Source organism: Streptomyces sp. NPDC127119 (assembly GCF_042677425.1).
Lineage (GTDB): Bacteria > Actinomycetota > Actinomycetes > Streptomycetales > Streptomycetaceae > Streptomyces.
Window position 1 is genome coordinate 25,300 of sequence record NZ_JBHXTO010000024.1, and the last position, 20,928, is coordinate 46,227.

Here is a 20,928-nt window from a genome sequence, read left to right on the forward strand (position 1 = left end):
CACCGGTGGAGCGGGGACGGTCAGGCGGCGGCCCGCTTCGTTCCGGTGGCCAGGGCCATGACGGATTCCTCGGTGGCCGTCGCGGTGTCCACGATGTCCACCAGGCGGCCCTCGCTCATGACGGCGATCCGGTCGGTGAGGGTGAGGAGTTCGGGCAGGTCGGAGGAGGAGCAGAGGATCGCCAGCCCCTCCTCGGCGAGGGCGAACAGCCGGGCGTAGATCTCGGCCTTGGCTCCGATGTCGACGCCTCGGGTCGGCTCGTCGAGGATGAGCACGCCGGGGTCGATGGCCAGCCAGCGGCCCAGGACCGCCTTCTGCTGGTTGCCGCCGGACAGGCTGGTGATGGGCTGGCCCATGGTGGCCGTCTTCACCTTCAGCCGGCCGGCCTGTTCGGCGGCGGCGGCATCGAAGGCGCCGCGGCGCAGCAGGCCGAGCCGGCTGAAGGTCTTCGTGGTGAGCGCGCCGACGTTCTCGCCGACGCTCATGGTGGTCAGCAGGCCCTGGGCGCGGCGCTCACCGGGGACGAACGCGAGGCGGCGTTCGACGCTGGCGATCGGGTTGCGCCGGTCGTAGGCGCGGCCGAGCAGTTCCACGCTGCCGCCGGTGCCGCGCTGCCCGCCGAAGAGGTTGTGCAGCAGTTCCACGCGGCCGGAGTCGGGCAGTCCGGCCACGCCGAGGATCTCACCGGGGCGCAGGTCGAAGGAGATGCCTGTGTGTCGGCGTCCGCTCAACTCCCGTACCTTCAGGACGGGTTCGGCCGTGGTGTCGGCGGGTGCCGGTTCGCGGCGGGTGAACTGGCCCAGTTCGCGGCCGACCATCGCGGCGACGGCCTGCTCGGGGGTGGTGTCGGCGCTGCGCCAGGAGGCGACGTGCGTGCCGTCGCGCAGCACCTGGATGTGGTCGGCGAGGCGGAAGACCTCGGGCATGCGGTGGGAGACGTAGAGCATGGTCGCCCCGGCGGCCTTGAGCTTGTCCATCAGGGCGAACAGGCGGTCGGCCTCGGCGGGGGTGAGCATCGCCGTCGGTTCGTCCAGGATGAGCACCCGGCAGCCCCGGGCGACGGACCGGGCCACCACGATGAGCTGCTGCGTGGCGAGGTCCAGGGTACGTACGGAGGCGTTCGGGTCGAGGTCCAGGTCGAGTCCGGCGAGCAGTTCGGCGGTGCGCTCCGCCATCCGGCGGCGGGAGGGGAACCAGCGGCCGCCCGGTTCCACCCCGCTGAGGACGTTCTCCGCCACGCTGCGGTCGGGCAGCAGCGACAGTTCCTGCGGGACGATCGCCACGCCGTGGCGGCTGAGCATCATACTGGGGTCGAAGGAGGTGACCTCCTCGCCGAAGACGCTGACACCGCCGTCGCTGGGCGGCTGGAGGCCGGCCAGGATCTTCAGCAGGGTCGACTTGCCGGCCCCGTTCTCGCCCAGCAGTGCGGTGATCTCACCGGCGGGGACGTCGAAGGAGACGTCACGCAGGGCGCGTACCGGACCGAAGCTGCGGGACAGGCCGCGCACGGAGACGGCGGGGGCGGAAGGAGTGGCCGCCTTGGCGGGGAGGTCGCGGGGGGCGGCGGACATCAGTCCTCCACCGTGGCGTCGGCCAGGTTGGCGCGGGTGATGAACTGGGCGCCGGTGTCGACCCCGGTGATCTCGGTGCCCTTGGTCAGGAAGGTGTGGAGCACCTTCACGGCCTGGAAGCCCTGCTCGGACGGGTTCTGGCTGATGGTGAAGTCCAGAACGCCCTTGTCGACGTACTCGGCGGTCTGGGTCAGCAGGTCGAAGCCGCCCATGGCGATGCCGTCCGCGTTCTTGGACTGGGCGACCCACTTGGCGGCGGCGGTGGTGGAGCAGCAGTCCAGGCCCGCGACGGCGACGACCCCGGACTGGCCGGACATGGTCGACTCGACGGTGTTGTAGGCGGCGTTGGGTTCGTTGCCCACGTTGACGGGGCCGACGATCTTCAGGCCGCTGCCCTTCATGCCGGCCTCGAATCCGGAGAAGCGGTCGTGCGACCAGCCCGCGCCGGTGTCCACGGAGAACACCACGACGGACTTGCCCGCGACGTCGCCCTTGAGCTGCTTGCGCAGTTCCTTGGCCTGGGCCTCGCCCGAGCCCTTGAGGTCCTGGCCGACGAATCCCATCTGCTGCGAGTCGGGGTTGTCGGTGTTGAAGGAGATGATCGGGATGCCGGCCTTGTAGGCCTGGCTGATCACCGGCTTGAGGGCGTCGCTGGAGGCGGAGGAGACGGCGAGTCCGTCCACGGCCTTCTGCTGGATGAGGGTCTGTATCTCGGAGACCTGCTTGGCCGCGTCGCCGCCGGTGGGGCCGATGAGGGCGACATCGGCGCCCAGCTCCTTGCCGGCGCGCTTCATGCCCGCGGAGATCGGGGTGGCGAAGGCGAGCGAGGGGTCGTGGTAGCTCAGCTTGATGCGCATCGGCTTGTCGTCGTCGACCCGCTGCTGGATGTACGGGGCGAGCTTGAAGGAGCCGTCGCCGGAGCCGCCCGAGTCGGCGGCGGTGACGGCACCGCACCCGGTGAGGGCGAGCGCCGCGACGGCGGCCGTGGCGGCGGCGAGCGATCTGAGGAGAGTGCGCGGGGACATGGTGACTCCTTTGTCGTGTCCGTCGGTGGGGCGAGGGCCGGGGAAGAGGGTGTACGGGGTCGCGGGCTGCCGGCGACGCGGCTCGGCGGCCGGGACTGCCCGCGCGGTGCGGCGTGGGGTGCGCGGAGTGTCGTAACGGAGTGGCGTCATGGGCCCGGTGCGGGGCCGGTGCCTGTGCCGGGCAGTGCCGGTACGGGGCGGGGCGGGGCGGTGCCGGTCAGGCGCGGCTCTTGCGCTTGCGCTGCCAGGTGTCGGCCGCGACGGCGGCGACGATGACCAGGCCCGTGACGACGGTCTGCCAGAAGGACGAGATGCCCTTGATGTTGAGGATGTTCTGGAGCAGGCCGATGAAGGCGACGCCGATGACGGTGCCCCACATCGTGCCCGAGCCGCCGAAGAGCGCGGCGCCGCCGATGATGACGGCCGAGATGACGGTCAGTTCCAGGCCCTGGCCGGTCACGCCCTGCACGTAGGAGAGGAAGGACAGGCCGAGGACGCCCGCGAGGCCCGCGGTGAAGCCGGAGAGTACGAACGCGGTGAGCTTGACCCGCTTGACGTTGACGCCGACCAGCCGCGCCGCCTCCTGGTTGCCGCCCACCGCATAGGTGTTGAAGCCGAAGCGGGAGCGGGCCAGCAGCACCACGCCGATGGCCGCGACGGCGGCGAAGAACACGAACTGCATCGGTATGACGCCGAACAGCCGTCCCTGGCCCAGGAGATTGAACTCGGCCACGCCCGGCCGCGACGAACTCAGTGAGATCGGGGCGCCGTCGGAGATGAGCAGGGCGATCCCGCGGAAGACGCTGAGCGTGCCGAGGGTGACGATGAAGGAGGGCACCCCGAGGACCACGACGGCCAGCCCGTTGACGAGGCCGGCCAGCACCCCGACGGCGAGTCCGACGAGCATCGCGGCCGGCCAGCTCCAGCCGTCCGAGATGAGCATGCCGGTGGAGATGGCGGACAGCGCGTACGTGGATCCGACGGAGAGGTCGATCTCGCCGTTGAGGATCACGAAGGTCACGCCGACGGCCATGATGCCGATCTGCGCGATCTGCTGCCCGACCGAGAGCAGGTTGTCGGACTGGGCGAAGGTCGGCGAGAGCACCGTGCCCAGCAGGAAGAGCAGGACCAGTGCGGCGAACACACCGGCTTCGCGTGCGTGCAGGAGTCTGCGCAGCGCCGAGGGGGCCTCCCGGGTGGACTTCGGGCCGGGTGACGCCGCCGGGGCGGGTGAGGTGGAGGTGGTCAGAGTCACGAGGTTCTCCCGATCCGGGCGTCGAGCTGGTCTCTGGTGGGCAGGGCGGGGACGACCCCCGCGACGGAGACGGTGTGGGCGCCCGCCACCGCGGCGAAGTCGGCCGCCCGGGCGGCAGGCAGCCCTTCGGCCAGGCCGACGGCCAGGGCGGCGGTGAAGGAGTCGCCCGCGCCGGTGGTGTCGACGACGGCGGCCGGCGGGTGCGGCGGCACGGAGGTGACGCCCGACTCCTCGGCGACGAGCGCTCCCTGGCCGCCCCGGGTGAGCACCGCGATCCCGCCCGTACGCTCCCGCAGGGCCCGGACCAGGTCTTCGTCACCGAGTCCGTGCTCCTCGCCGAGCCCGAGGAGGACGGGCGCCTCCGTCTGGTTCGGGGTGATCACGTCGATCAGCGGCCAGCACTCCTCGGGCAGCGGCCGGGCCGGCGCCGGGTTGAGGAGGGTGCGGGTGCCGGTCTCGCGGCCGGTCCGCAGGGCCGCTGCCACGGCCTCCTCCGGGATCTCCATCGAGACGACCAGGACGTCGGCGGCGGCGATCTCGCCTCGGAAGCGCTCCACCGCCGCCGCGTCCAGCTCGTCGAGGGCGCCGGGAGCGATGACGATGCGGTTCTCCCCGGACGGCTCGACCAGGATGAACCCGACCATGGTGGGTGCCAGTGCGGTCACCACGTGCTCGGCGCCGACTCCCTCCGTGCGCCACAACTCCCGTGCCGCGCGGCCGAAGTCGTCGTCACCGACAGCCGTGAGGAGTGCGACCTCGGCACCCAGCCGGGCGGCGGCGACGGCCTGGTTGCTGCCCTTGCCGCCGGGACCGGGATCGAAGGTCCCACCGGACACCGTCTCCCCCGCGGAGGGCGCCCTGGGGACCCGCATGGTCAGGCCGGCCCCGTAACTTCCGACTACCGCGATCTTCATCGACACACCACTTTGTGTATGGACAACCATGGACAAGCGAGAGCGTAGGTACAGGGATGTCCATAGTCAACGGTTGCGCGGGAAGTGATTTTCCGGACGTCGTCCGCCTACTTCACGCCATAGCGCGCAACGGGAACCACACGGCTCCGGATCCGGCGCGACCGCCGCGCCGACCCCGGAAGCGGTACTGGGCTCAACTCACCTTGTACGGGTAGTTGGTGACGGGTTCTCAGGCGCGCCTGCGCGATCACGTACGGTCACGCCCTCGGCAGAATCCGCCGGGCCCACCTCCCTGAGAGGACGGCGAGTGGCGTGGCGTCCGCGAACAGCCACAGGTGCGGTCGACGGCCCCGGCAGCGGGCGTGGGGCAGGCACGTCAGGTCCGGGCCGGTCTGTACCGCCACTACCTCGTTCTTCGGGGCAGGGAACGCGGCGAGGTGCCCGATCCGCTTTCCGACGGTTCGGGTGTCACCCCGGGAGGGTGATGCCCGAACCGCCGGGCCGGGGCAGTTTTCGGTGGACGGCGGTGTATGCCGCGCCAGCTCGCGAGCACGGAGGTTCGCCGTGGCGGACAGTCCGGACATGAGCACCCGGTGTCGTGCTGGCCGGTCGTCCGGGGCTGTGCGTGGTGGGCCGGAAGAGGCTCTTCTAGGTGGTTACGAGGTGTCGCATGAAGGACAAGCGTGCGAAGCGGATAGCCGAGTTCATCGCCCCGCTGCGGGTGGAACCCGGGCGCAAGGTGCGCCTGGCCGAGGACTTCGATCCGGGCGACCGTGCCGGCATCGCGCACAAGAAGCAGGGCCGGGAGCTGCTGCGCAACGGTGTCGAGCTGCTCGCCGACCACCAGCGCAGGCTGGCCGCGCAGGGCAGCCACGGGGTGCTGTTGTGTCTGCAGGCGCTGGACGCCGGCGGCAAGGACGGGACCATCCGGCACGTCATGAGCGGTGTGAACCCGCAGGGTGTGCGGGTGTCGAGCTTCAAGGTGCCCTCGGCCGAGGAGCTGGGCCACGACTACTTGTGGCGTTACGCCTGCCGGCTCCCGAGCCGCGGGGAGATCGGCATCTTCAACCGGTCCTACTACGAGGAGGTCCTCGTCGTACGGGTGCACCCGGAGCTGCTGGCGCGGCAGCACCTGCCGGACCGTCCGGGCAAGGCGCTGTGGCGCCGGCGCTATCGTGAGATCAACGACTGGGAGCGGTATCTGACGGACAACGGCTTCCGGATCGTCAAGCTGTTCCTGAACCTCTCCCGGGAGGAGCAGCGGATCAGGTTCCTGAAGCGGATCGATGTGCCGGAGCGGAACTGGAAGTTCTCGGCTGCGGATGTCAGGGAGCGCGCCTCCTGGGACGCGTACCAGTCGGCGTTCTCCGCGCTGCTCTCCGCCACGAGCACCGCGTGGGCGCCCTGGTACGTGGTGCCCGCGGACCACAAGTGGTTCGCCCGGACCTGCGCGGCGGCGGTGCTCGCCCACACGCTGATCGAACTCGACCCGCGGTATCCGGAGATCGATGACGCCGCCCGGCACGAACTGCAGTTGGCGCGCAAGCAGTTGGAGAGTGACGGGCCGGACGGGAGTTCCGCCCGATGACCGCGCGGGCGCCGGGGACCGCCGCGTCCGCCACGACGGCGGTGGCGGGGGCGTCGGGGGCGGACTGGTGGGCGCGGACGGCCGACGAGGTGGCCGCGGCGCTGGACGTCGATCCGGCCGTGGGGCTGAGCGGTGAGCGGGTGGAGCGGCGGCTGGCCGAGGACGGGCCCAACACGCTGCCGGAGGAGCGGGCGGTGCCCGGGTGGCGCCGGTTCGCCGGCCAGTACACCTCGTACATGCAGATCATCCTGGTGGCCTCCGCCGTCGTGTCGCTGCTCGTGCAGGAGTGGGGCACGGCCGTGGTGCTGCTGGCGCTGACGTTGCTCAACGCCGTCATCGGGCTGCGCCAGGAGGGCAAGGCGGAGAGCGCCATGAACGCCCTGAAGGCGATGGCGAAGGTGACCGCGCGGGTGCGGCGGGACGGGACGGAACGGGAGGTCCCCGCCGAGGAGGTCGTGGTCGGCGACGTGGTGCTGCTGAGCGCGGGGGACGAAGTGCCCGCGGACGGACGGCTGGTGGGGGCGGTGGCGCTGCAGGTCGACGAGTCGGCGCTGACCGGGGAGAGCGTGCCCGCCGCCAAGGACACCGTCGTGGTGCGGAGCGCTGCCCCGGGGCCCGGCGAGCAGTCGGACATGGCGTTCATGAACACCCCGGTCACCCACGGCAGCGGGGTTCTCCTGGTCACCGCGACCGGGGCCGGCACCGAGCTGGGCCGGATCTCCGGGATGCTGTCGGCGACCCGGCGCGCGCCCTCGCCGCTCACCCGGGAGCTGGACCGGCTGACCCTGTGGATCGTGGGCGCGGCCGGCCTCACCATGATCATGATGTTCTGGCTGGGCCGGGAGCGGGGCGAGGCGTGGGACGTGCTGTTCGTGAGCGCGGTGTCCCTGGCGATCGCCGCCGTGCCGGAGGCCCTGCCGACGGTGACGCAGACGATCCTGTCGCTCGGCGGACTGGACCTCGCCCGGCGGCACGCGATCGTCAAGGACCTGCCGTCGGTCGAGACCCTGGGTTTCGTCTCGGCGATCAACTCCGACAAGACCGGCACGCTGACGATGAACCAGGTGACGGTCGTGGAGGTGGTGGACCCCTACGACCGGTACACCGTCTCCGGCTCCGGGTACGGCCTGGAGGGCCGGGTCCGGCGCGCGGCGGGCAGCGCCACGGAGATCGAGGGGGCGATCCTGCCGTACCTGGTGGCCAACGACGCGGTCCTCACCGGCGACGGCCGGGTGGTCGGGGATCCCACGGAGGGCGCTCTGATCGTGCTCGGGCACAAGGCCGGTCTGGACGTGAACGAGACCCGTGCGCGGCTGCCGCGGCTCGCGACGCTGCCCTTCGACCCCGCGTACAAGCTGATGGCGACCTTCCACGCGGCCCGGGACGCCAAGGGCCGGGACGTGGTGCGCTGCTTTGTCAAGGGCGCGGCGCCCGCCGTGCTGGAACGCACGGAGACGGCCCTGTCGGCCGGGGAGAGCGTCCCGTTCGACGCGGCGCTGCGCCGGCGCGCGCAGGAGGAGGTGGAGCGGATGGGGCGGGCCGGGCTCCGGGTGATGGCCGCCGCCGCGCGGGACCTGGACCCGGCGGAGTTCCACGCGGACGGCGATCTCCTGGCGTACGTCGCCGGGTTGCGGGTGACCTCCCTGGTGGGCATGGTCGACCCGCCGCGCGCCAACTCGCGGGAGGCGGTCGCCGCCGCCCAGGCCGCAGGTGTACGGGTGCGCATGGTGACCGGTGACGACGTCGTCACCGGTGCCGCCGTGGCCCGGCAGGTCGGCATCGACGGCGAGGCGATGCTGGGCGCCGACTTCGCGGCCCTGAGCGAGGAGGACCGGCAGGCTCGCATCGACCGCATCGGGGTGCTCGGCCGGGTGGCGCCCGAGCACAAGGTGCTGTTGGCGGACACGCTGAAGCAGCGCGGCGACGTGGTCGCGATGACGGGCGACGGTGTCAACGACGCCCCGGCCATCAAGGCCGCCGACATCGGCATCGCGATGGGCTCCGGCACGGACGTCGCGAAGAACGCGGGGCGGATGATCCTCTCCGACGACGACTTCGCCACGATCGTGTTCGCCGTGGAGCAGGGCCGCAAGATCTACGACAACCTCACCAAGTACATCCGGTTCGTGCTGATCCTGCTCGTCGTGTTCGTGCTGGTGTTCCTCGGCGCAGTGCTGTTCGACATCGCGGACGGGGAACCGTTCGCCCCCGCCCAGGTGCTGTGGATCCACTTCTTCGTCAACGCGGCCTTCGGCTTCTCGCTGGGCTTCGACCGGGTGAGCCCCGGGCTGATGACGCGTCGTCCGCGGCCGCGCGGCGAACCGGTGATGACGCGTCCGCTGATGGTGACCGTCGGCCTCGCGGGGACGTTCACGGCCGCCGCGCTGCTGGGGGTGCTCGTCCTCGGCGAGAAGCGCTACGACTCCCCCGCCGTGGGCAACTCGATCGCCCTGACCGCGTTCGCGCTCTGTCTGATCGTGTCCGCGCTGGAGTGCCGCAGCCCGCTCGGGACGGTGCTGAGCGCGGACACCTTCGACAGCAGGCAGCTCAACCGGACACTGCTGGCCGAGGGCGTCCTCGCCGTACTGGTGGTGCAGACCGACGTCTTCAACCGGATCCTCGGCACCACGCCGCTCCACCTCGGCCAGTTCGGCTGGGCACTGCTGCCACCGCTGGCCCTGCTCGTGCTGTGGGAGGTGGGGAAGTTCGCCGTCCGCCGCCGACGGCCAGCCGGGGCCGGGTGAGGACCGTGACCGGGGCATAGGGGCTGGCGGTGCGCACGGTCGAGGAGGCAGGCGCGGTCGATCCGTACGATCACGTGGCGACCGCCGCCTTACGGTCGGCCCTGCCCGGGTGCCCGAACTCGTCGGCGAAGCTCCGGCCCGGGCATCGGCGACGTGCGCGCCCGTGGCGAGGAAGCGGTGCCGCAGATCGTTGGTCTCGTCGGCGTGCAGTTGCTTGGCATAAGCCGAGCCCATGCCCGCGCGGACCCGCGGTTCGACAGCACCCTGGGGTGTGGCCGCCGCCCTGCGGGAGCAGCCTGCCGATTTCTCAGCTGTTCCGTTTGCTTGGAGTGCACGCCAAGGCCCTAGCGTTGAGGGCATTCCGCTATCACCAGGGTCTCGCCGGTTTCTCGGAAGACTTTCTTCTCAACCGGCTCCCGGCCAAGCGAGCCACTACGCCCCTGGCCTGCTCCTGCTTAAAGAACCGAAAGCCGAACCGAACACCCGACGCGTCGACGCGTCATTTCTCACGACCGATAAGAAGGACAGCACGTGGTAAAGAATCAATTCACAACGCATGCAGAACTTTTTGATCTGCGGGGGAAGCGCGCGCTCGTCACCGGTGGCACCAGAGGCATCGGGATGATGATCACGCGTGGTCTTCTCCAGGCGGGCGCCCGCGTGGTCATCAGCTCGCGCGACGCAGAAGCGTGCACTCGGGCACAGGAACAGCTGTCCGCATTCGGTGAGGTGCGGGCCATCCCCGCCGACCTGTCCCGCCACGACGAGTGCCGGCGGCTGTCCGAGCTCGTCACCGCCGACTCGGAGCGTCTCGACATCCTCGTCAACAACGCGGGCGCCCTGTGGGACGAGCCGCTGGAGACGTTCCCGGACGAGGCCTGGGACACCGTCGTCGACCTCAACCTGAAGTCGCCGTTCTGGCTGGTCCAGGCGCTGCTGCCCGCACTGCGCAAGGCGGGCACCGCCGACGATCCCGCGCGGATCATCAACATCGGCAGCATCGCCGCCATCCACATCCCCCAGCGGCCCAACTACTCGTACTCCAGCAGCAAGGCAGCGCTGCATCAGCTCACCAGGGTGCTCGCCAAGGAACTGGGACCGCAGCACGTCACCGTCAACGCCGTGGCGCCTGGACCGTTCCCGTCGACGATGATGGCCGCAACCCTCGACGAGCACGGCGAGGCGATCGCGGCGGCGGCCCCACTGCGCCGGATCGGCCGCGACGACGACATGGCCGGTGTCGCGGTGTTCCTCGCCGGCCGGGCAGGCGCATACCTCACAGGCACCGTGATCCCCGTCGACGGCGGCATCGCCACGACCGCATAAGCCGCCCAAGAGTTCCTGCGGGCAGTCGAGTCTCCGCCACATCCGGTCGTCGTCCGGCTGCGAATACCCCATGGCAACGACGTTCGCCGCAACCCGGTTCGGAACCAGCCCAAGGCATCTGCACAGAACGCATCTGCACAGGAGGTTCGCCAGTGACTCTTCATGCCCATCCGCGCCCGCTCAAGCTCACACTCAGCCTGCTGGCCTGCGCCGCGCTGACGGTTGCCGTCCCCGCAGGGGTGGCCACGCCCGCGCAGGCCGCGGACCGGTGCAACACCGCCGGCCACGCCTACCTGACCCAGCCCGGAAAGATCTACTTCTCCGGCTACAACGGGGACCAGAGCCTCGGCGTCCCGACCTTCAGCACCTTCCGCGGCGACACCTTCCGCCTGGGCGGCAACGGCATTCTGCCCGGCACGACGATCCGGTTCCAGGCCGTGAACGTCGACACCGGCGCACAGATCAACTTCTACCGCGGCCAGCCCGTCTACACCACCCGCGGAGCCGGAGGCAACTGCGTCGTCAACGAAGAAGGCCCGCTCACCGTCACCGCACCCTCCGGCACCTACCGGGTCACAGCATTCTACGACCCGGGGAACACCCCACCCGTCACCCCAGGAGACATCATCGACCAAGTGGTCAACGTGGTGGTCTCCTGACCCCGCCTCACGTGCGGCCGCCCTCGGACGGCCGCACACCGAACAAGGCGTCAACGAAGAGGGGTGGAGCTCGTGGCGGGTCTCAGGCGAGGCGCTTGCGGCCCCAGAAGAAGAGGAACACCGTGACGGCGGCCGTCAGGGCCAGCAGGATCGACGCGCCGAGCCACTGCATGCCGTTCATCTGGGAGATCGGCAGGTAGTCGACCGACCAGCCCACGACATCCGCCTTCTGCAGGCACACCTCCCGCGCCTGTTCCGTCGGTGCGTCCCCACAGGTGTTCCAGTCGAGGAGTTTCCCGTCGCCGGTGAGGAACGACGGGCGCGACCCGTCCATCTGGTGCGCGCCCGTGGGCAGCGTCTGGATCGCGGCTTCGGCCAGGACGCCCTTGCTCGATGTGCCCGTGACGACGTTGCCGAGCGACAGCAGGAAGTGGGACCAGACGAGTTGGACGGCCACGGTGAATCCGAGGGTGACCACCATGGCGATCAGCGTGCGGCGCAGCACCACGCCGATCGCCACCCCGCCGAAGACGCAGAAGAGGGAGAGGGCGACGGGCACGGGTCCCGTGTTGTTGAAGGTGGGTTCGGAGATCCACTCCATGGCCGTGACCTCGGACTTGTAGAGGTTCCACCACCAGCCGAACGCGGCCGACAGCGCGACCGTGCTCACGATGACCACCAGCGCGGTCAGAGCCAGTTTCGTGGTCAGCCAGCGGGTGCGGTCCACCGACTGGGTGACGACCAGCTTGGCGGTGCCGTTCTCCAAGTCGCCGGCGAACAGCGGGGCGCCGAGAAAGACACCGAGCAGGATCGGTAGCAGCCGCAGTCCCGTGGACAGCGGGGTGTAACCGGCGATGTGCAGCTGGGAGCGCTGGAAGACGATGAACGCCACGGCGAGTGCGGAGGCGCCGAGGACGGTCCAGAACACGGCCCGGTGCTGGCGCCAGACCAGCCACGGCATGCCCTTGAGGAGCGGAGGGAGTTGGCCCATGCCCGTGGTGCCCGTGGCCTTGGACCCGCTCGTCGTCGGGGTGCTGGTGAGAGAGCTCATGCCGCCACCGTCCGGGTGTCGTACGCCTGGCCCTGAGCCTGGGCGGTGGGGGTGATCAGAGGTGGTGCGTCGGGTGAGCGGAGATAGGCGAGCAGGAGTTCTTCCAGGCTCGGGCTGTCCGTCTCCCCCGGGCCGGCGACCGGGCCGTCCGGGCGGATCAGTGCGGTGAACTGCCGTCCGCTGATCCGGGACTCGACCACGGAGTGGTGCGCGAGGGAGGCGGGCAGCCCCTCGCCCTCCTTGGCACCGGTGACCATGGTGTGCACCGAAAGCAGCTCGTCCACGTCACCGGCGAGGCGTACCCCGCCGTCGGAGAGGACCACGAGGTAGTCGCACAGGTTCTCCAGTTCGGCCAGGACGTGGGTGGATATCAGGACGGTGGTGCCGCGCTCGGCAGTTTCGGCGAGGAGGGTGCCCATCAGTTCTTTACGCGCGACCGGGTCCAGGTTCGACATCGGCTCGTCGAGGAGCAGCAGGTCGGGGCGCTTGCCGAGGGCGAGGGCAAGGGCGACGCGGGTGCGCTGGCCGCCGGAAAGGGTGTTGATCTTCGCGCCGAAGGGCACATCGCCCGCTCTGACGATGTCCTCGGCGGCGCGCTGGTCCCAGCCCGGGTTCAGTTCTCGCCCCAGCCGCAGGGTCTCCGCCACGGTGAACCGGGGGAACAGGGGCTTCTCCTGGGCGAGTAACGCGATGCGCCCCGAGTCCACCGAGCCCGCTGCCGCGCCGAACAGGCTGAGCGTGCCCTGCGTCGGCTCCAGGACGTGGGCCGCGATGCTCAGCAGCGTGCTCTTGCCCGCGCCGTTGGGGCCGACCAGACCGCAGACGCGTCCCGCCGGGAGCCGGAAGGAACAGTCCTTCAGCGCCCATCCCCGCCGGTAGCGCATCCCCAGGCCGTGCGCCTCGAGCGCCGGCTCCCCTGCCTGTATGCCGTTACTCACCAGTGCTCCTAGTTGTCGTGGCCGCCGTCGCCGTACCGGTGGCGTACTGCTTCTCCATGGCCGACGCGACCAGTGCGGCCACGTCCTCCTGCTCCAGGCCCGCCTCGGCCGCCCGGGACATCCACGCCACCAGCTCCCCGTACAGCGGTGAGTCGATGCCCGCCGAGGGGCGGGCCAGCGTGCGGCGTACGAACGTGCCCCGGCCGGGTCGGGGTTCGACCAGGCCCTCGCGCTCCAGCTCGCGGTATGCCTTGAGGGTGGTGTTCGGGTTGACCGCGCTGACCTCGGCGACTTCCTTGGCGGTCGGCAGCCGGTCGCCCGGCACCAGTACGCCCAGCCGAAGGGCCTGCTTGGTCTGCTGCACGATCTGCTGGAAGGCGGGGACTCCGTTCCGCCTGTCGATGCGGAACTCCATGACTACCACCACCATTCAACTACTCGATTAGTGGAATGATGATGGAGGAGTGTGCGAGCGGTTGTCAACGCCAATCGGAGGGGCTTTCGTGCTGCGCCGCACGCCGAGTTGCCGTGCGGTCTCGACGGTCGGTCGGCCTAGCCTCGCGCTTTCACGAGTTGGGGCGCCGAGGCTTGATCAGATAAGCCGAGAGCACCCCTGAACTGCAGCGATTGGACCTTCCTAGGGTCCTGTTGGCTGCACGGAAAGAGGCGCTCTCTAGGTGAAGCAGCCAATCGGGTTGTACCCACGTGGTCCTTGTGAAGGAGGGGGTTCCGTCACCGGGTCGGTGTTGTTCGCGAGTGGCTGCTCGGAACCGGTGTCTGGCTCAGACGGTTGGAACTGTGCCGCCGTCGATGACGTACTCCGCGCCCACAATGGATGAGGCTCGGTCCGACACGAGGAAGCCGACCAGGTCCGCGATCTCTTCCGTCGTTGCGAACCTTCCGATGGGAACCCCTCCGAGGGAATCCATCAGGCTCTGCTCCGCCTCTTCGCGGGTTAGTCCGTTGCCCTTGGCGAGCCGGTCGATGAAGCCGGCATACGCTCCGGTCTGAATCCCCCCGGGGCTGACGGCGTTTACTCGCACGCCTCGTGGGGCCAGTTCGTTCGCGAGACCCTTGCTGTACGTACGCAGGGCACCCTTCGCTGACGCGTACGGCAACGTCGCGTCGTGCAGCGGCATCTGACGCTGGATCGACGTGACGTGGACAACCACTCCTGATCCCGTCTCCACCATGGCCGGCAGCAGTGCTCGATCCAGGCGGACAGCCCCCAGGAAGTTCAGGTTGAGCTCCGCCAGCCAGTGCTCCTCGGTCGCGGCAGCGAACCCGCCGGCCGGGGTTGACGATCCTCCGACAACGTGCACCAGGATGTCCAGCGCACCTCCCTCAGAGATCTTCGACACCACAGCCTCTACACCGCCCACCGTGGAGGTGTCCGCCTCGATGAACCGGTCGGGGCGCTCGTAGCCGTCGGGCATCGTGCGTGCCGTAGTCCACACGTCGGCACCCATCTCTCGCAGTCTCTCCACGACGGCCTTGCCCGAGCCCTTCGAACCGCCTGTGACAAGTGCCCGGCGTCCGTTGAGACGATCGCGGTCTGAATCAGACATTTTTCTCTCCACTGAAGATTGAGGTGGTGCGGGTTGGGTCAGGCCGGGTGGTTGGCGATGACGAGTTCGGCGATGAGGTCGTCCCGCAGCGCGAACCGGTAGTCGAGCTCGGCGACGCCTCCCGGGAAGGTGCCTTCGAGCCGCACGGTTACCACCCAGTGGGTGTCATCGACGCGGTGAGCGCCGACCTGCTCGGTCGTGTATTTGAACTCGGACCCGGCGTCCCGCAGGAATGCGTGGGTCTCCTCCCGGCCGCGGAAGGTCTCGTCCTGGTCGACGATCACCGCGTCCTCGGTGAGAAACGACGAGGCGGTGTCGGCGTCGTGGACGATGTGGGCGGCCAAGAACTGGCGCACGGTGGTCGGGAGCAGATCGGACGGAAGATCGGTGTGCTGTGTCATGAGCCCACCGTGTGACCTCGCGGCGCGGGAGAGTCAAGCCATGGACTCTCCCCCTGGGGGAGAGTCCAGAATGAGGGGATGCTGACCATTGGCGAGTTCTCGCGGCTGACCCACCTGAGCGTGCGGACCCTGCGCCGATATCACGAGGCGGCCCTGCTGGAACCCGCAGTGGTGGACGAGACCACCGGTTACCGCTACTACGGCGTCGACCAAATCCCGACCGCGCAGGTCATCCACCGGCTCCGCGAGCTCGACGTCCCCCTGAACGATGTGCAGCAGATCCTCCGCACCCCCGACCCCGGTGTCCGGGCGGCGCTGGTCGCAGACCACCTGCAACGCCTCGAGGATGCGCTCGACCGCACCCGGGCCGCAGTCGTCTCGCTGCGCCGCCTGCTGCGGCCCGACCCCGCGCCCATCGACGTCGAGCTACGCGCAGAGACTGCCCGGACGGTCGCGGCGGTGGAAGCCGTAGTCGGGCATCGCGACATCGAGACCTGGTACGCAGGCGCGATGGCCGAACTGGAGGCGGCCGTCGGCACCGCCGTGACCGGACCGCCAGGCGGCATGTACGACAACGCCCTCTTCGAGCAGGAGCGCGGGCCCGCGCTCGTCTACCTGCCGACCGCTGCGCCACCTCGCACCGGACGCGTGCACCCCGTGAGTCTGCCGGCCGCGGAACTTGCGGTCACCACCCATGTCGGCGAGCACGACGGCATCGAGGTCACGTACGGCGAACTCGGGACCTGGGTGGTGGAGAACGCGATGTCGGTGGCCGGGCCGGTGCGGGAGGTCTACGTCGTCGGCCCTCGTGACACGAGCGATCCCGCTGCGTGGCGCACTGAGATCGGCTGGCCGGTCTTCCGCGTCACCTGACGCGGTCAGTACGGTGCGCAGTCTTGGAACGACGGGGCGCACACGTTGAGCCTCACGCTCTCACGAGGTGGAGCACCCAGGCTTGATCAATAAGCAGAGAGCACTCCTGAACTGCAACGATTGGACTCTTCTAGGGTCCTGTTGGCTGCACAGAATGAGGTACTCCCGGTGGAGAAGCGTATCGGGTCGTACCCGCGTGTCCGCATCGAGAGCGGCGGTCGGACGGTGGTCTCGCAGGCCGGGGGCGTGCTGTTGGTCGAGACCGTACGCAAGACCGGCTTGGACACCGCGATATCAGCGGCGCTGATGCCGTGGCAGAAGCCGAGGGCCGTCCACGATCCGGGCAAGGTCCTCCTGGACGTGGCCCTGGCGGTCGCGTTGGGCGGTGACTGCCTCGCGGATGCCAGCATGCTGCGGGCGGAGCCGGCTGTGTTCGGGCCGGTGGCCTCCGACCCGACGGTCTCCCGCCTCATCGACACCCTCGCCGCCTCCGAGGAGAAGGCTCTGGCGGCGGTCCGTGCTGCCCGGGCCGAAGCGCGCGCCCGCGTCTGGACGGTGGCCGGCGAGCGGGCGCCGAATGCGGACGGGGCGGTGACCGTGGACCTCGACGGGGTGCTGGTGATCGCGCACTCGGACAAGGAGGACGCCGCACCCACCTGGAAGCGAACCTACGGCCACCACCCGCTGATGGGGTTCGTCGACCACGGGCCGGGCGGTACCGGTGAGCCGGTCGCGGCTCTACTCAGACCGGGTAACGCGGGCTCGAACACCGCGGACGACCACGTCACCGCCACCCAACTGGCCCTGGCTCAGCTGCCGAAGGAGTACCGGCGCGGGCGCCGGACCCTGATCCGCACCGACTCCGCCGGCGGCACCCACACCTTCGTCACCTGGCTCGCCCAGCGGGGACGGTGGCTGTCCTACTCCGTCGGCATGACCGTCACCGAGCAGATCCACAGCCACGTGCTGAAGGTTCCGGCATCCGCCTGGACGCCGGCGGTCGAGACCGGCGGCGGGATCCGCGACGGCGCCTGGGTCGCCGAACTCACCGGCGACGTCCTGACCGGCTGGCCGAAGGGGATGCGGCTGATCGTCCGCAAGGAACGACCGCACCCCGGTGCCCAGTTGCGGATCACCGATGCGGACGGCCTGCGGCTGACGTGCTTTGCCACAAACACCGCCAATCTCCCGATCGCCGAGCTCGAACTGCGTCACCGGCTGCGGGCTCGCGCCGAGGACCGCATCCGAAACGCCCGCGCCACCGGCCTACGCAACCTGCCTCTGCACCGCACCGCCCAAAACCGCATCTGGCTGGAGATCGTGCAGGTCGCCCTCGACCTGCTGGCCTGGATGCCGATGCTCGCCCTCACCGGCACCGCCCGGCTCTGGGAACCCCGCCGCCTGCGACTCCGCCTGTTCGCCGCAGCCGGACAGCTCGTCACCACCGGGCGCAGGCGGGTCCTCCGCCTCGCCCGGCACTGGCCCTGGACCGACGTGATCACCGACGCCCTCAACCAGCTCGCAATCCTGCCGAACCCCGACTGACCAGCAACCTTCACACCCCTACGACAGCAGCCCGCCACCGGAGCAGTGGAACCCGGCGTCACCCCGAGACGAGACTCGGGCCCCCCGCCTGTCCACTCGCAATCAATGGCACGAAACGGCCCACCGACTCCGTCGGCGGACCGTCATGAAACTTTGAGGCTAGGTGGTGGTCCGCGCTGCGCCGACGCGAGGTCAGTTGCGTACGGGGTGTTCGATGGAGACCTTGGGCAGTTTTCGGGCCAGCGGGGCAGGGAGCCACCACGCCCATGTGCCGGGCAGCCGCATGACGGCGGGGACGATGAGGCATCGGATGACCACGGCGTCGAGGAGGATGGCGACGAACAGGGGCAGTCGGCGCGCGAGTGTCTCGGACAAGCCGGGGCCGAAGCCCTCGGCGAGCAGGTCGCAGGCACGACGGGAGGTGGTCTCCTCGGAGACCTTGCCGGAGTCGGCGAATCCCAGGCGCATGCTCAGGGCCGGTGCGGACAGGGCCAGGAGCACGATCCCGCCGGCCAACAGGGTCGGGATCGGTCGTCGTTGCACGGCGCGTGCCATGGCCCGCCAGCCGTTGCCCTCCGCCTTGCCCTTCTGGGCGTTCCTGGCCTGCTGTTTGAGTACGTGGCGCTGGGTGCGCTTGCCGAACAGTGCCAGCAGGACAGGCAGCAGCACCAGGGAGGCGACCATGGCGACCAGGACGGTGACGGCCACCGCGAGGGCGATGCCCCGCAGCGAGCCGAGCCCGAGGGCGACCAGGCCGAGGAGGGCGACGACGACGGTGCAGCCGGCGAAGAAGGCCGTGCGGCCGACGGAGAAGGCCGTGCGGCCGACGGAGAAGGCCGTGCGGCCGACGGAGTCGAGGGCCTTGCGGCCGGCCTCCACGGGCTGGATGCCCGTCAGGAGTTCATGGCGGTAGCGGTAGAAGATCAGCAGGGCGCAGTCGACGCCGACGCCGAGGCCGACCAGCATCAGGATGGGTGGGGCGAAGTCGGCGACGGTGAAGAGGTGCGAGGTCAGGGCGATCAGGACGATGGCACCGCCGACGGTGAACAGCGCGGTGATCAGTGGCAGTGATGCCGCCAGCAGTGAGCCGAACAGCAGCACCAGAAGGACCAGGGCCGCCGCGATACCGGCGAGTTCGGCGGTCGGGCCCGCCTTGTCCTCCGCGTCGCGCGCGTCCTCGCCGCCCACCTCGACCTGGAGGCGACCGGTGGCGATGCTCTGCGCGGTGTCGATGGTCTTCGCGACGTCGCCCTTGGGGACGTCCTCCGTCTTGCCGTCCAGCGTGACGGACGCGTAAGCGATCGTGCCGTCCTCGGACAGCGCTGACGCGTCACTGAACGGGCTGCGCACGTCGTCGTCCGGATCCACTGCGGCGACCGGGAACTGACGCTCAGCGTCCAGGACGATGGGCACGGTGCGACCCGTTCCGGACACGGGCGCGGCAGCGGGATCGCGGGCATGACGGAACGGGCCCGCGCACTGGGCGGAACACTGAGCGCCGGGACCGGCAGTGCGGGCGGGTACGTCGTCCGAGCCCGGCTACCGTTCTCAGACCACCATGAGCCGATCGGCGGAGCAGTTGATGATCAGGATCCTGCTGGCGGATGACCAGCGCCTCGTGCGCGCCGGGATTCGCGGCATCCTCGACGCCGAGGACGACCTGCGGGTGGTCGCCTAGGCCGCCGACGGGCAGGCCGCGCTCATCGGCTGTCGTGAACTGCGGCCCGACGTGGTGCTGATGGACATCCGCATGCCCTGCCCGTCATGGACGGGCTCGAAGCCGCCCGTCGCACGAGTACCGCATGGTCAGCCCCGGCTGGCTCACGGACTGAACTCCCAGCTGTGCGTAACGACTGGACTCGCTGTACGAGGACACCCTCAGCCAGCGATACGGCCAGCCGCCCGGCTTCTTGGGACGTAGGTCAAAAGCCGTGCGTCGGTGCGCTTCTGTAGTGCGTTTCTGTGGCGAGAAAGCCTCGCGCCACGGAGGTGACCCGGTCGCGGATGTGCTGCTGATCCGGAGGTTGATCGTTCGGCAGGTCGAGCGCTCTCGCCAGATCAACGATGGGTTGCAGCAGGTCGGGGTAGTCGAGTTCGGCTGCAGCTTGCTCGTAGATCAGCTTCGCTCCGTACACGGGATCGAGTCGGCACGCCACGATCTGACCGGCCCACCACCGGGCCGCGGTCCATCGCGCCTTGGCGAGATCGTCCGAGGACAGCGGCAGCAGACTCAGCTCTTCCACCACAAGGGCGAACAGCTCTCGGGCCTGGGGATACTCACCATGCGCGAGGCCGGCCAGCAAGGGGAGCGACGGAGCCTCGACGTCGGCCGTCAGGGCGTCCAGGCCCAACTGGACCAGGTAGGCGGCCGAGGGGCGCTGCCAGGGTTCCATGGCCAAGTCCGCAGCGGCCATGCGGATCAGGCTGATCGCCACCACTGCGTCCATGCTGTCGCTGCCTCATCGGGCCGTAGCGTTCGAGCAGTTCACGCCAGGAGATCCCGGTCCGACTCTTGTCGACCATGCCGATGAGTTCGGCCAGCTCGCCGTGCCGCAGGGGGCGTCGCTTAAAGTACGCCCGGGTCCGGCGCATGCGTTCTCGGTGATTTCTCGGGCCGAGAACGCATGGTGACGCCGCCTCAGATGGTCGGGGTGTCGTCGACAACCGGCTTGTGGATCTCCACGACCGGCTTCCACCCCTCGGAGAACTCGATGAAGTCCGCACGGGTGGGGTAGGTGTCGATCGCGCGACGGTCACGCTTGGGAGTGTCGCCCCCCTTGCGTCCCCGGGGAATCTGCTCCTCGAAGATGTCGACCTTCACGTCGGGAACCTCCTTGAGGCCCTGGCGCCAGATCTGCACGACGTCGGCGCCGAACGCCTGCCGGGCCGCAGCGTAAAGAGCCGAGAGGGCCCCCTTGTCCCCACCGGGGACGAAAAGCGCCAGATCCAGCACGACACCGGCGGACTGGAGGACCTCGATGGTCACCGAGCCTTTTTCGTCGGCAACGTAGATACCGGCTTCGTTCTCGTCGTCAGGAAGGCAGGAAACCTCTTCCTGGAATACGGTTCGCGCCGTGACCGAACCGCCCTCGAAATCCTCACCGGACTTGGTCAGAAAAGCAGAAACATAGCAGTCGGGAATCTTGAGTTCTGCCGTACCGGCGGAAACGAAGATCCTGTCCTTCACGCCGAGCTTCGTCACCTCTTCCAGCGAGAGGCGGCGAGCGGCGATCTTCTCCGTGTTCACGATTTCCCTTTCAGGTTGCACTGTCCCTGCGAGCAAGGACGCTACCACGAAACCGTGAGGTCAACTGCCCAGTAGCTCCTGGGTACATGGCCTCCGACGACCCTCACTGGAGGCTACCGAAGCGAAGCCATTCGGTCGCTAACACGCGTCCGCCGGATAGCTGCCCTCGCCATGGTTGGGGATCAACCGACGGTTGCATTCCGGTGCGTCGGGTGGCGCAGAG

The 20,928-nt window shown here is 69.6% G+C and carries 18 protein-coding genes and 1 pseudogene; 7 read left to right on the top strand and 12 right to left on the bottom strand.

Annotation, left to right across the window (positions count from 1 at the left end):
• Positions 1-20: 20 nt before the first annotated feature.
• The 4 genes from ACFVH5_RS13995 to ACFVH5_RS14010 form a co-directional block, all read right to left on the bottom strand.
• Entirely contained in the window at positions 21-1,571 is a 1,551-nt protein-coding gene (locus tag ACFVH5_RS13995; protein ID WP_385833826.1) for a sugar ABC transporter ATP-binding protein, read from the bottom strand.
• Positions 1,571-2,596 carry a substrate-binding domain-containing protein gene (locus ACFVH5_RS14000; RefSeq protein ID WP_385833827.1) on the bottom strand — a complete coding sequence of 342 codons (1,026 nt, stop codon included), beginning with the start codon at positions 2,594-2,596 and terminating at the stop codon, positions 1,571-1,573. Before ACFVH5_RS14000 ends, ACFVH5_RS13995 begins: the two co-directional genes overlap by 1 nt.
• Before the next feature lie 217 nt (positions 2,597-2,813).
• Positions 2,814-3,851, bottom strand: coding sequence for an ABC transporter permease (locus ACFVH5_RS14005; protein WP_385833829.1), 1,038 nt, complete (start codon positions 3,849-3,851; stop codon positions 2,814-2,816).
• Positions 3,848-4,765: a ribokinase gene (locus tag ACFVH5_RS14010; protein ID WP_385833830.1), complete on the bottom strand. Its 918-nt coding sequence runs from the start codon at positions 4,763-4,765 to the stop codon at positions 3,848-3,850. The genes ACFVH5_RS14005 and ACFVH5_RS14010 overlap by 4 nt, the downstream gene beginning before the upstream one ends.
• A 670-nt stretch (positions 4,766-5,435) precedes the next feature.
• On the opposite strand from ACFVH5_RS14010, the gene ACFVH5_RS14015 reads away from it, so the two are divergent.
• The 4 genes from ACFVH5_RS14015 to ACFVH5_RS14030 all read left to right on the top strand — a co-directional run bounded on the left by ACFVH5_RS14015 (position 5,436) and on the right by ACFVH5_RS14030 (position 11,082).
• Entirely contained in the window at positions 5,436-6,353 is a 918-nt protein-coding gene (locus tag ACFVH5_RS14015) for a polyphosphate kinase 2 family protein (protein WP_385833831.1), read from the top strand.
• Entirely contained in the window at positions 6,350-9,097 is a 2,748-nt protein-coding gene (locus tag ACFVH5_RS14020; RefSeq protein ID WP_385833833.1) for a cation-translocating P-type ATPase, read from the top strand. The genes ACFVH5_RS14015 and ACFVH5_RS14020 overlap by 4 nt, the downstream gene beginning before the upstream one ends.
• A 531-nt stretch (positions 9,098-9,628) precedes the next feature.
• Positions 9,629-10,423: an SDR family oxidoreductase gene (locus ACFVH5_RS14025; protein ID WP_385833834.1), complete on the top strand. Its 795-nt coding sequence runs from the start codon at positions 9,629-9,631 to the stop codon at positions 10,421-10,423.
• A gap of 152 nt (positions 10,424-10,575) precedes the next feature.
• Positions 10,576-11,082 (top strand): hypothetical protein, encoded by a 507-nt coding sequence (locus ACFVH5_RS14030; protein ID WP_385833836.1) that lies wholly within the window; start codon positions 10,576-10,578, stop codon positions 11,080-11,082.
• 82 nt (positions 11,083-11,164) lie between these two features.
• Here ACFVH5_RS14030 and ACFVH5_RS14035 read toward each other — a convergent pair whose 3' ends face one another.
• The 5 genes from ACFVH5_RS14035 to ACFVH5_RS14055 form a co-directional block, all read right to left on the bottom strand.
• A complete protein-coding gene (locus tag ACFVH5_RS14035) occupies positions 11,165-12,133 on the bottom strand; it encodes an ABC transporter (protein ID WP_385833837.1) in 969 nt (322 codons plus the stop codon).
• Positions 12,130-13,017, bottom strand: a complete 888-nt coding sequence (locus ACFVH5_RS14040; RefSeq protein WP_385833888.1) for an ABC transporter ATP-binding protein — start codon at positions 13,015-13,017, stop codon at positions 12,130-12,132. Before ACFVH5_RS14040 ends, ACFVH5_RS14035 begins: the two co-directional genes overlap by 4 nt.
• Before the next feature lie 46 nt (positions 13,018-13,063).
• Positions 13,064-13,501: a GntR family transcriptional regulator gene (locus ACFVH5_RS14045; RefSeq protein WP_384808817.1), complete on the bottom strand. Its 438-nt coding sequence runs from the start codon at positions 13,499-13,501 to the stop codon at positions 13,064-13,066.
• 352 nt (positions 13,502-13,853) lie between these two features.
• Positions 13,854-14,639, bottom strand: coding sequence for an SDR family oxidoreductase (locus ACFVH5_RS14050; RefSeq protein WP_385833838.1), 786 nt, complete (start codon positions 14,637-14,639; stop codon positions 13,854-13,856).
• Between the two features lie 38 nt (positions 14,640-14,677).
• Complete coding sequence (locus ACFVH5_RS14055) at positions 14,678-15,040, bottom strand: nuclear transport factor 2 family protein (RefSeq protein WP_385833839.1); 363 nt, start codon at positions 15,038-15,040, stop codon at positions 14,678-14,680.
• A 78-nt stretch (positions 15,041-15,118) separates the two neighbouring features.
• Here ACFVH5_RS14055 and ACFVH5_RS14060 point away from each other — a divergent pair, with 78 nt between their 5' ends.
• A complete protein-coding gene (locus ACFVH5_RS14060) occupies positions 15,119-15,913 on the top strand; it encodes a MerR family transcriptional regulator (protein ID WP_191856574.1) in 795 nt (264 codons plus the stop codon).
• Between the two features lie 168 nt (positions 15,914-16,081).
• Positions 16,082-17,458, top strand: a complete 1,377-nt coding sequence (locus ACFVH5_RS14065; protein WP_385833840.1) for an IS1380 family transposase — start codon at positions 16,082-16,084, stop codon at positions 17,456-17,458.
• A gap of 192 nt (positions 17,459-17,650) precedes the next feature.
• On the opposite strand, the gene ACFVH5_RS14070 is transcribed toward ACFVH5_RS14065, so the two are convergent.
• Complete coding sequence (locus ACFVH5_RS14070) at positions 17,651-18,871, bottom strand: MMPL family transporter (RefSeq protein WP_385833841.1); 1,221 nt, start codon at positions 18,869-18,871, stop codon at positions 17,651-17,653.
• 169 nt (positions 18,872-19,040) lie between these two features.
• On the opposite strand from ACFVH5_RS14070, the pseudogene ACFVH5_RS14075 reads away from it, so the two are divergent.
• Positions 19,041-19,249, top strand: a pseudogene (locus tag ACFVH5_RS14075) (response regulator transcription factor); the annotation flags it as partial.
• A gap of 131 nt (positions 19,250-19,380) precedes the next feature.
• On the opposite strand, the gene ACFVH5_RS14080 reads toward ACFVH5_RS14075, so the two are convergent.
• Together ACFVH5_RS14080 and ACFVH5_RS14085 are read right to left on the bottom strand one after the other, a co-directional pair.
• Positions 19,381-19,905, bottom strand: coding sequence for a hypothetical protein (locus tag ACFVH5_RS14080; RefSeq protein WP_385833842.1), 525 nt, complete (start codon positions 19,903-19,905; stop codon positions 19,381-19,383).
• 191 nt (positions 19,906-20,096) lie between these two features.
• Positions 20,097-20,705 (bottom strand): hypothetical protein, encoded by a 609-nt coding sequence (locus tag ACFVH5_RS14085; protein WP_385833844.1) that lies wholly within the window; start codon positions 20,703-20,705, stop codon positions 20,097-20,099.
• Positions 20,706-20,928: the final 223 nt, after the last annotated feature.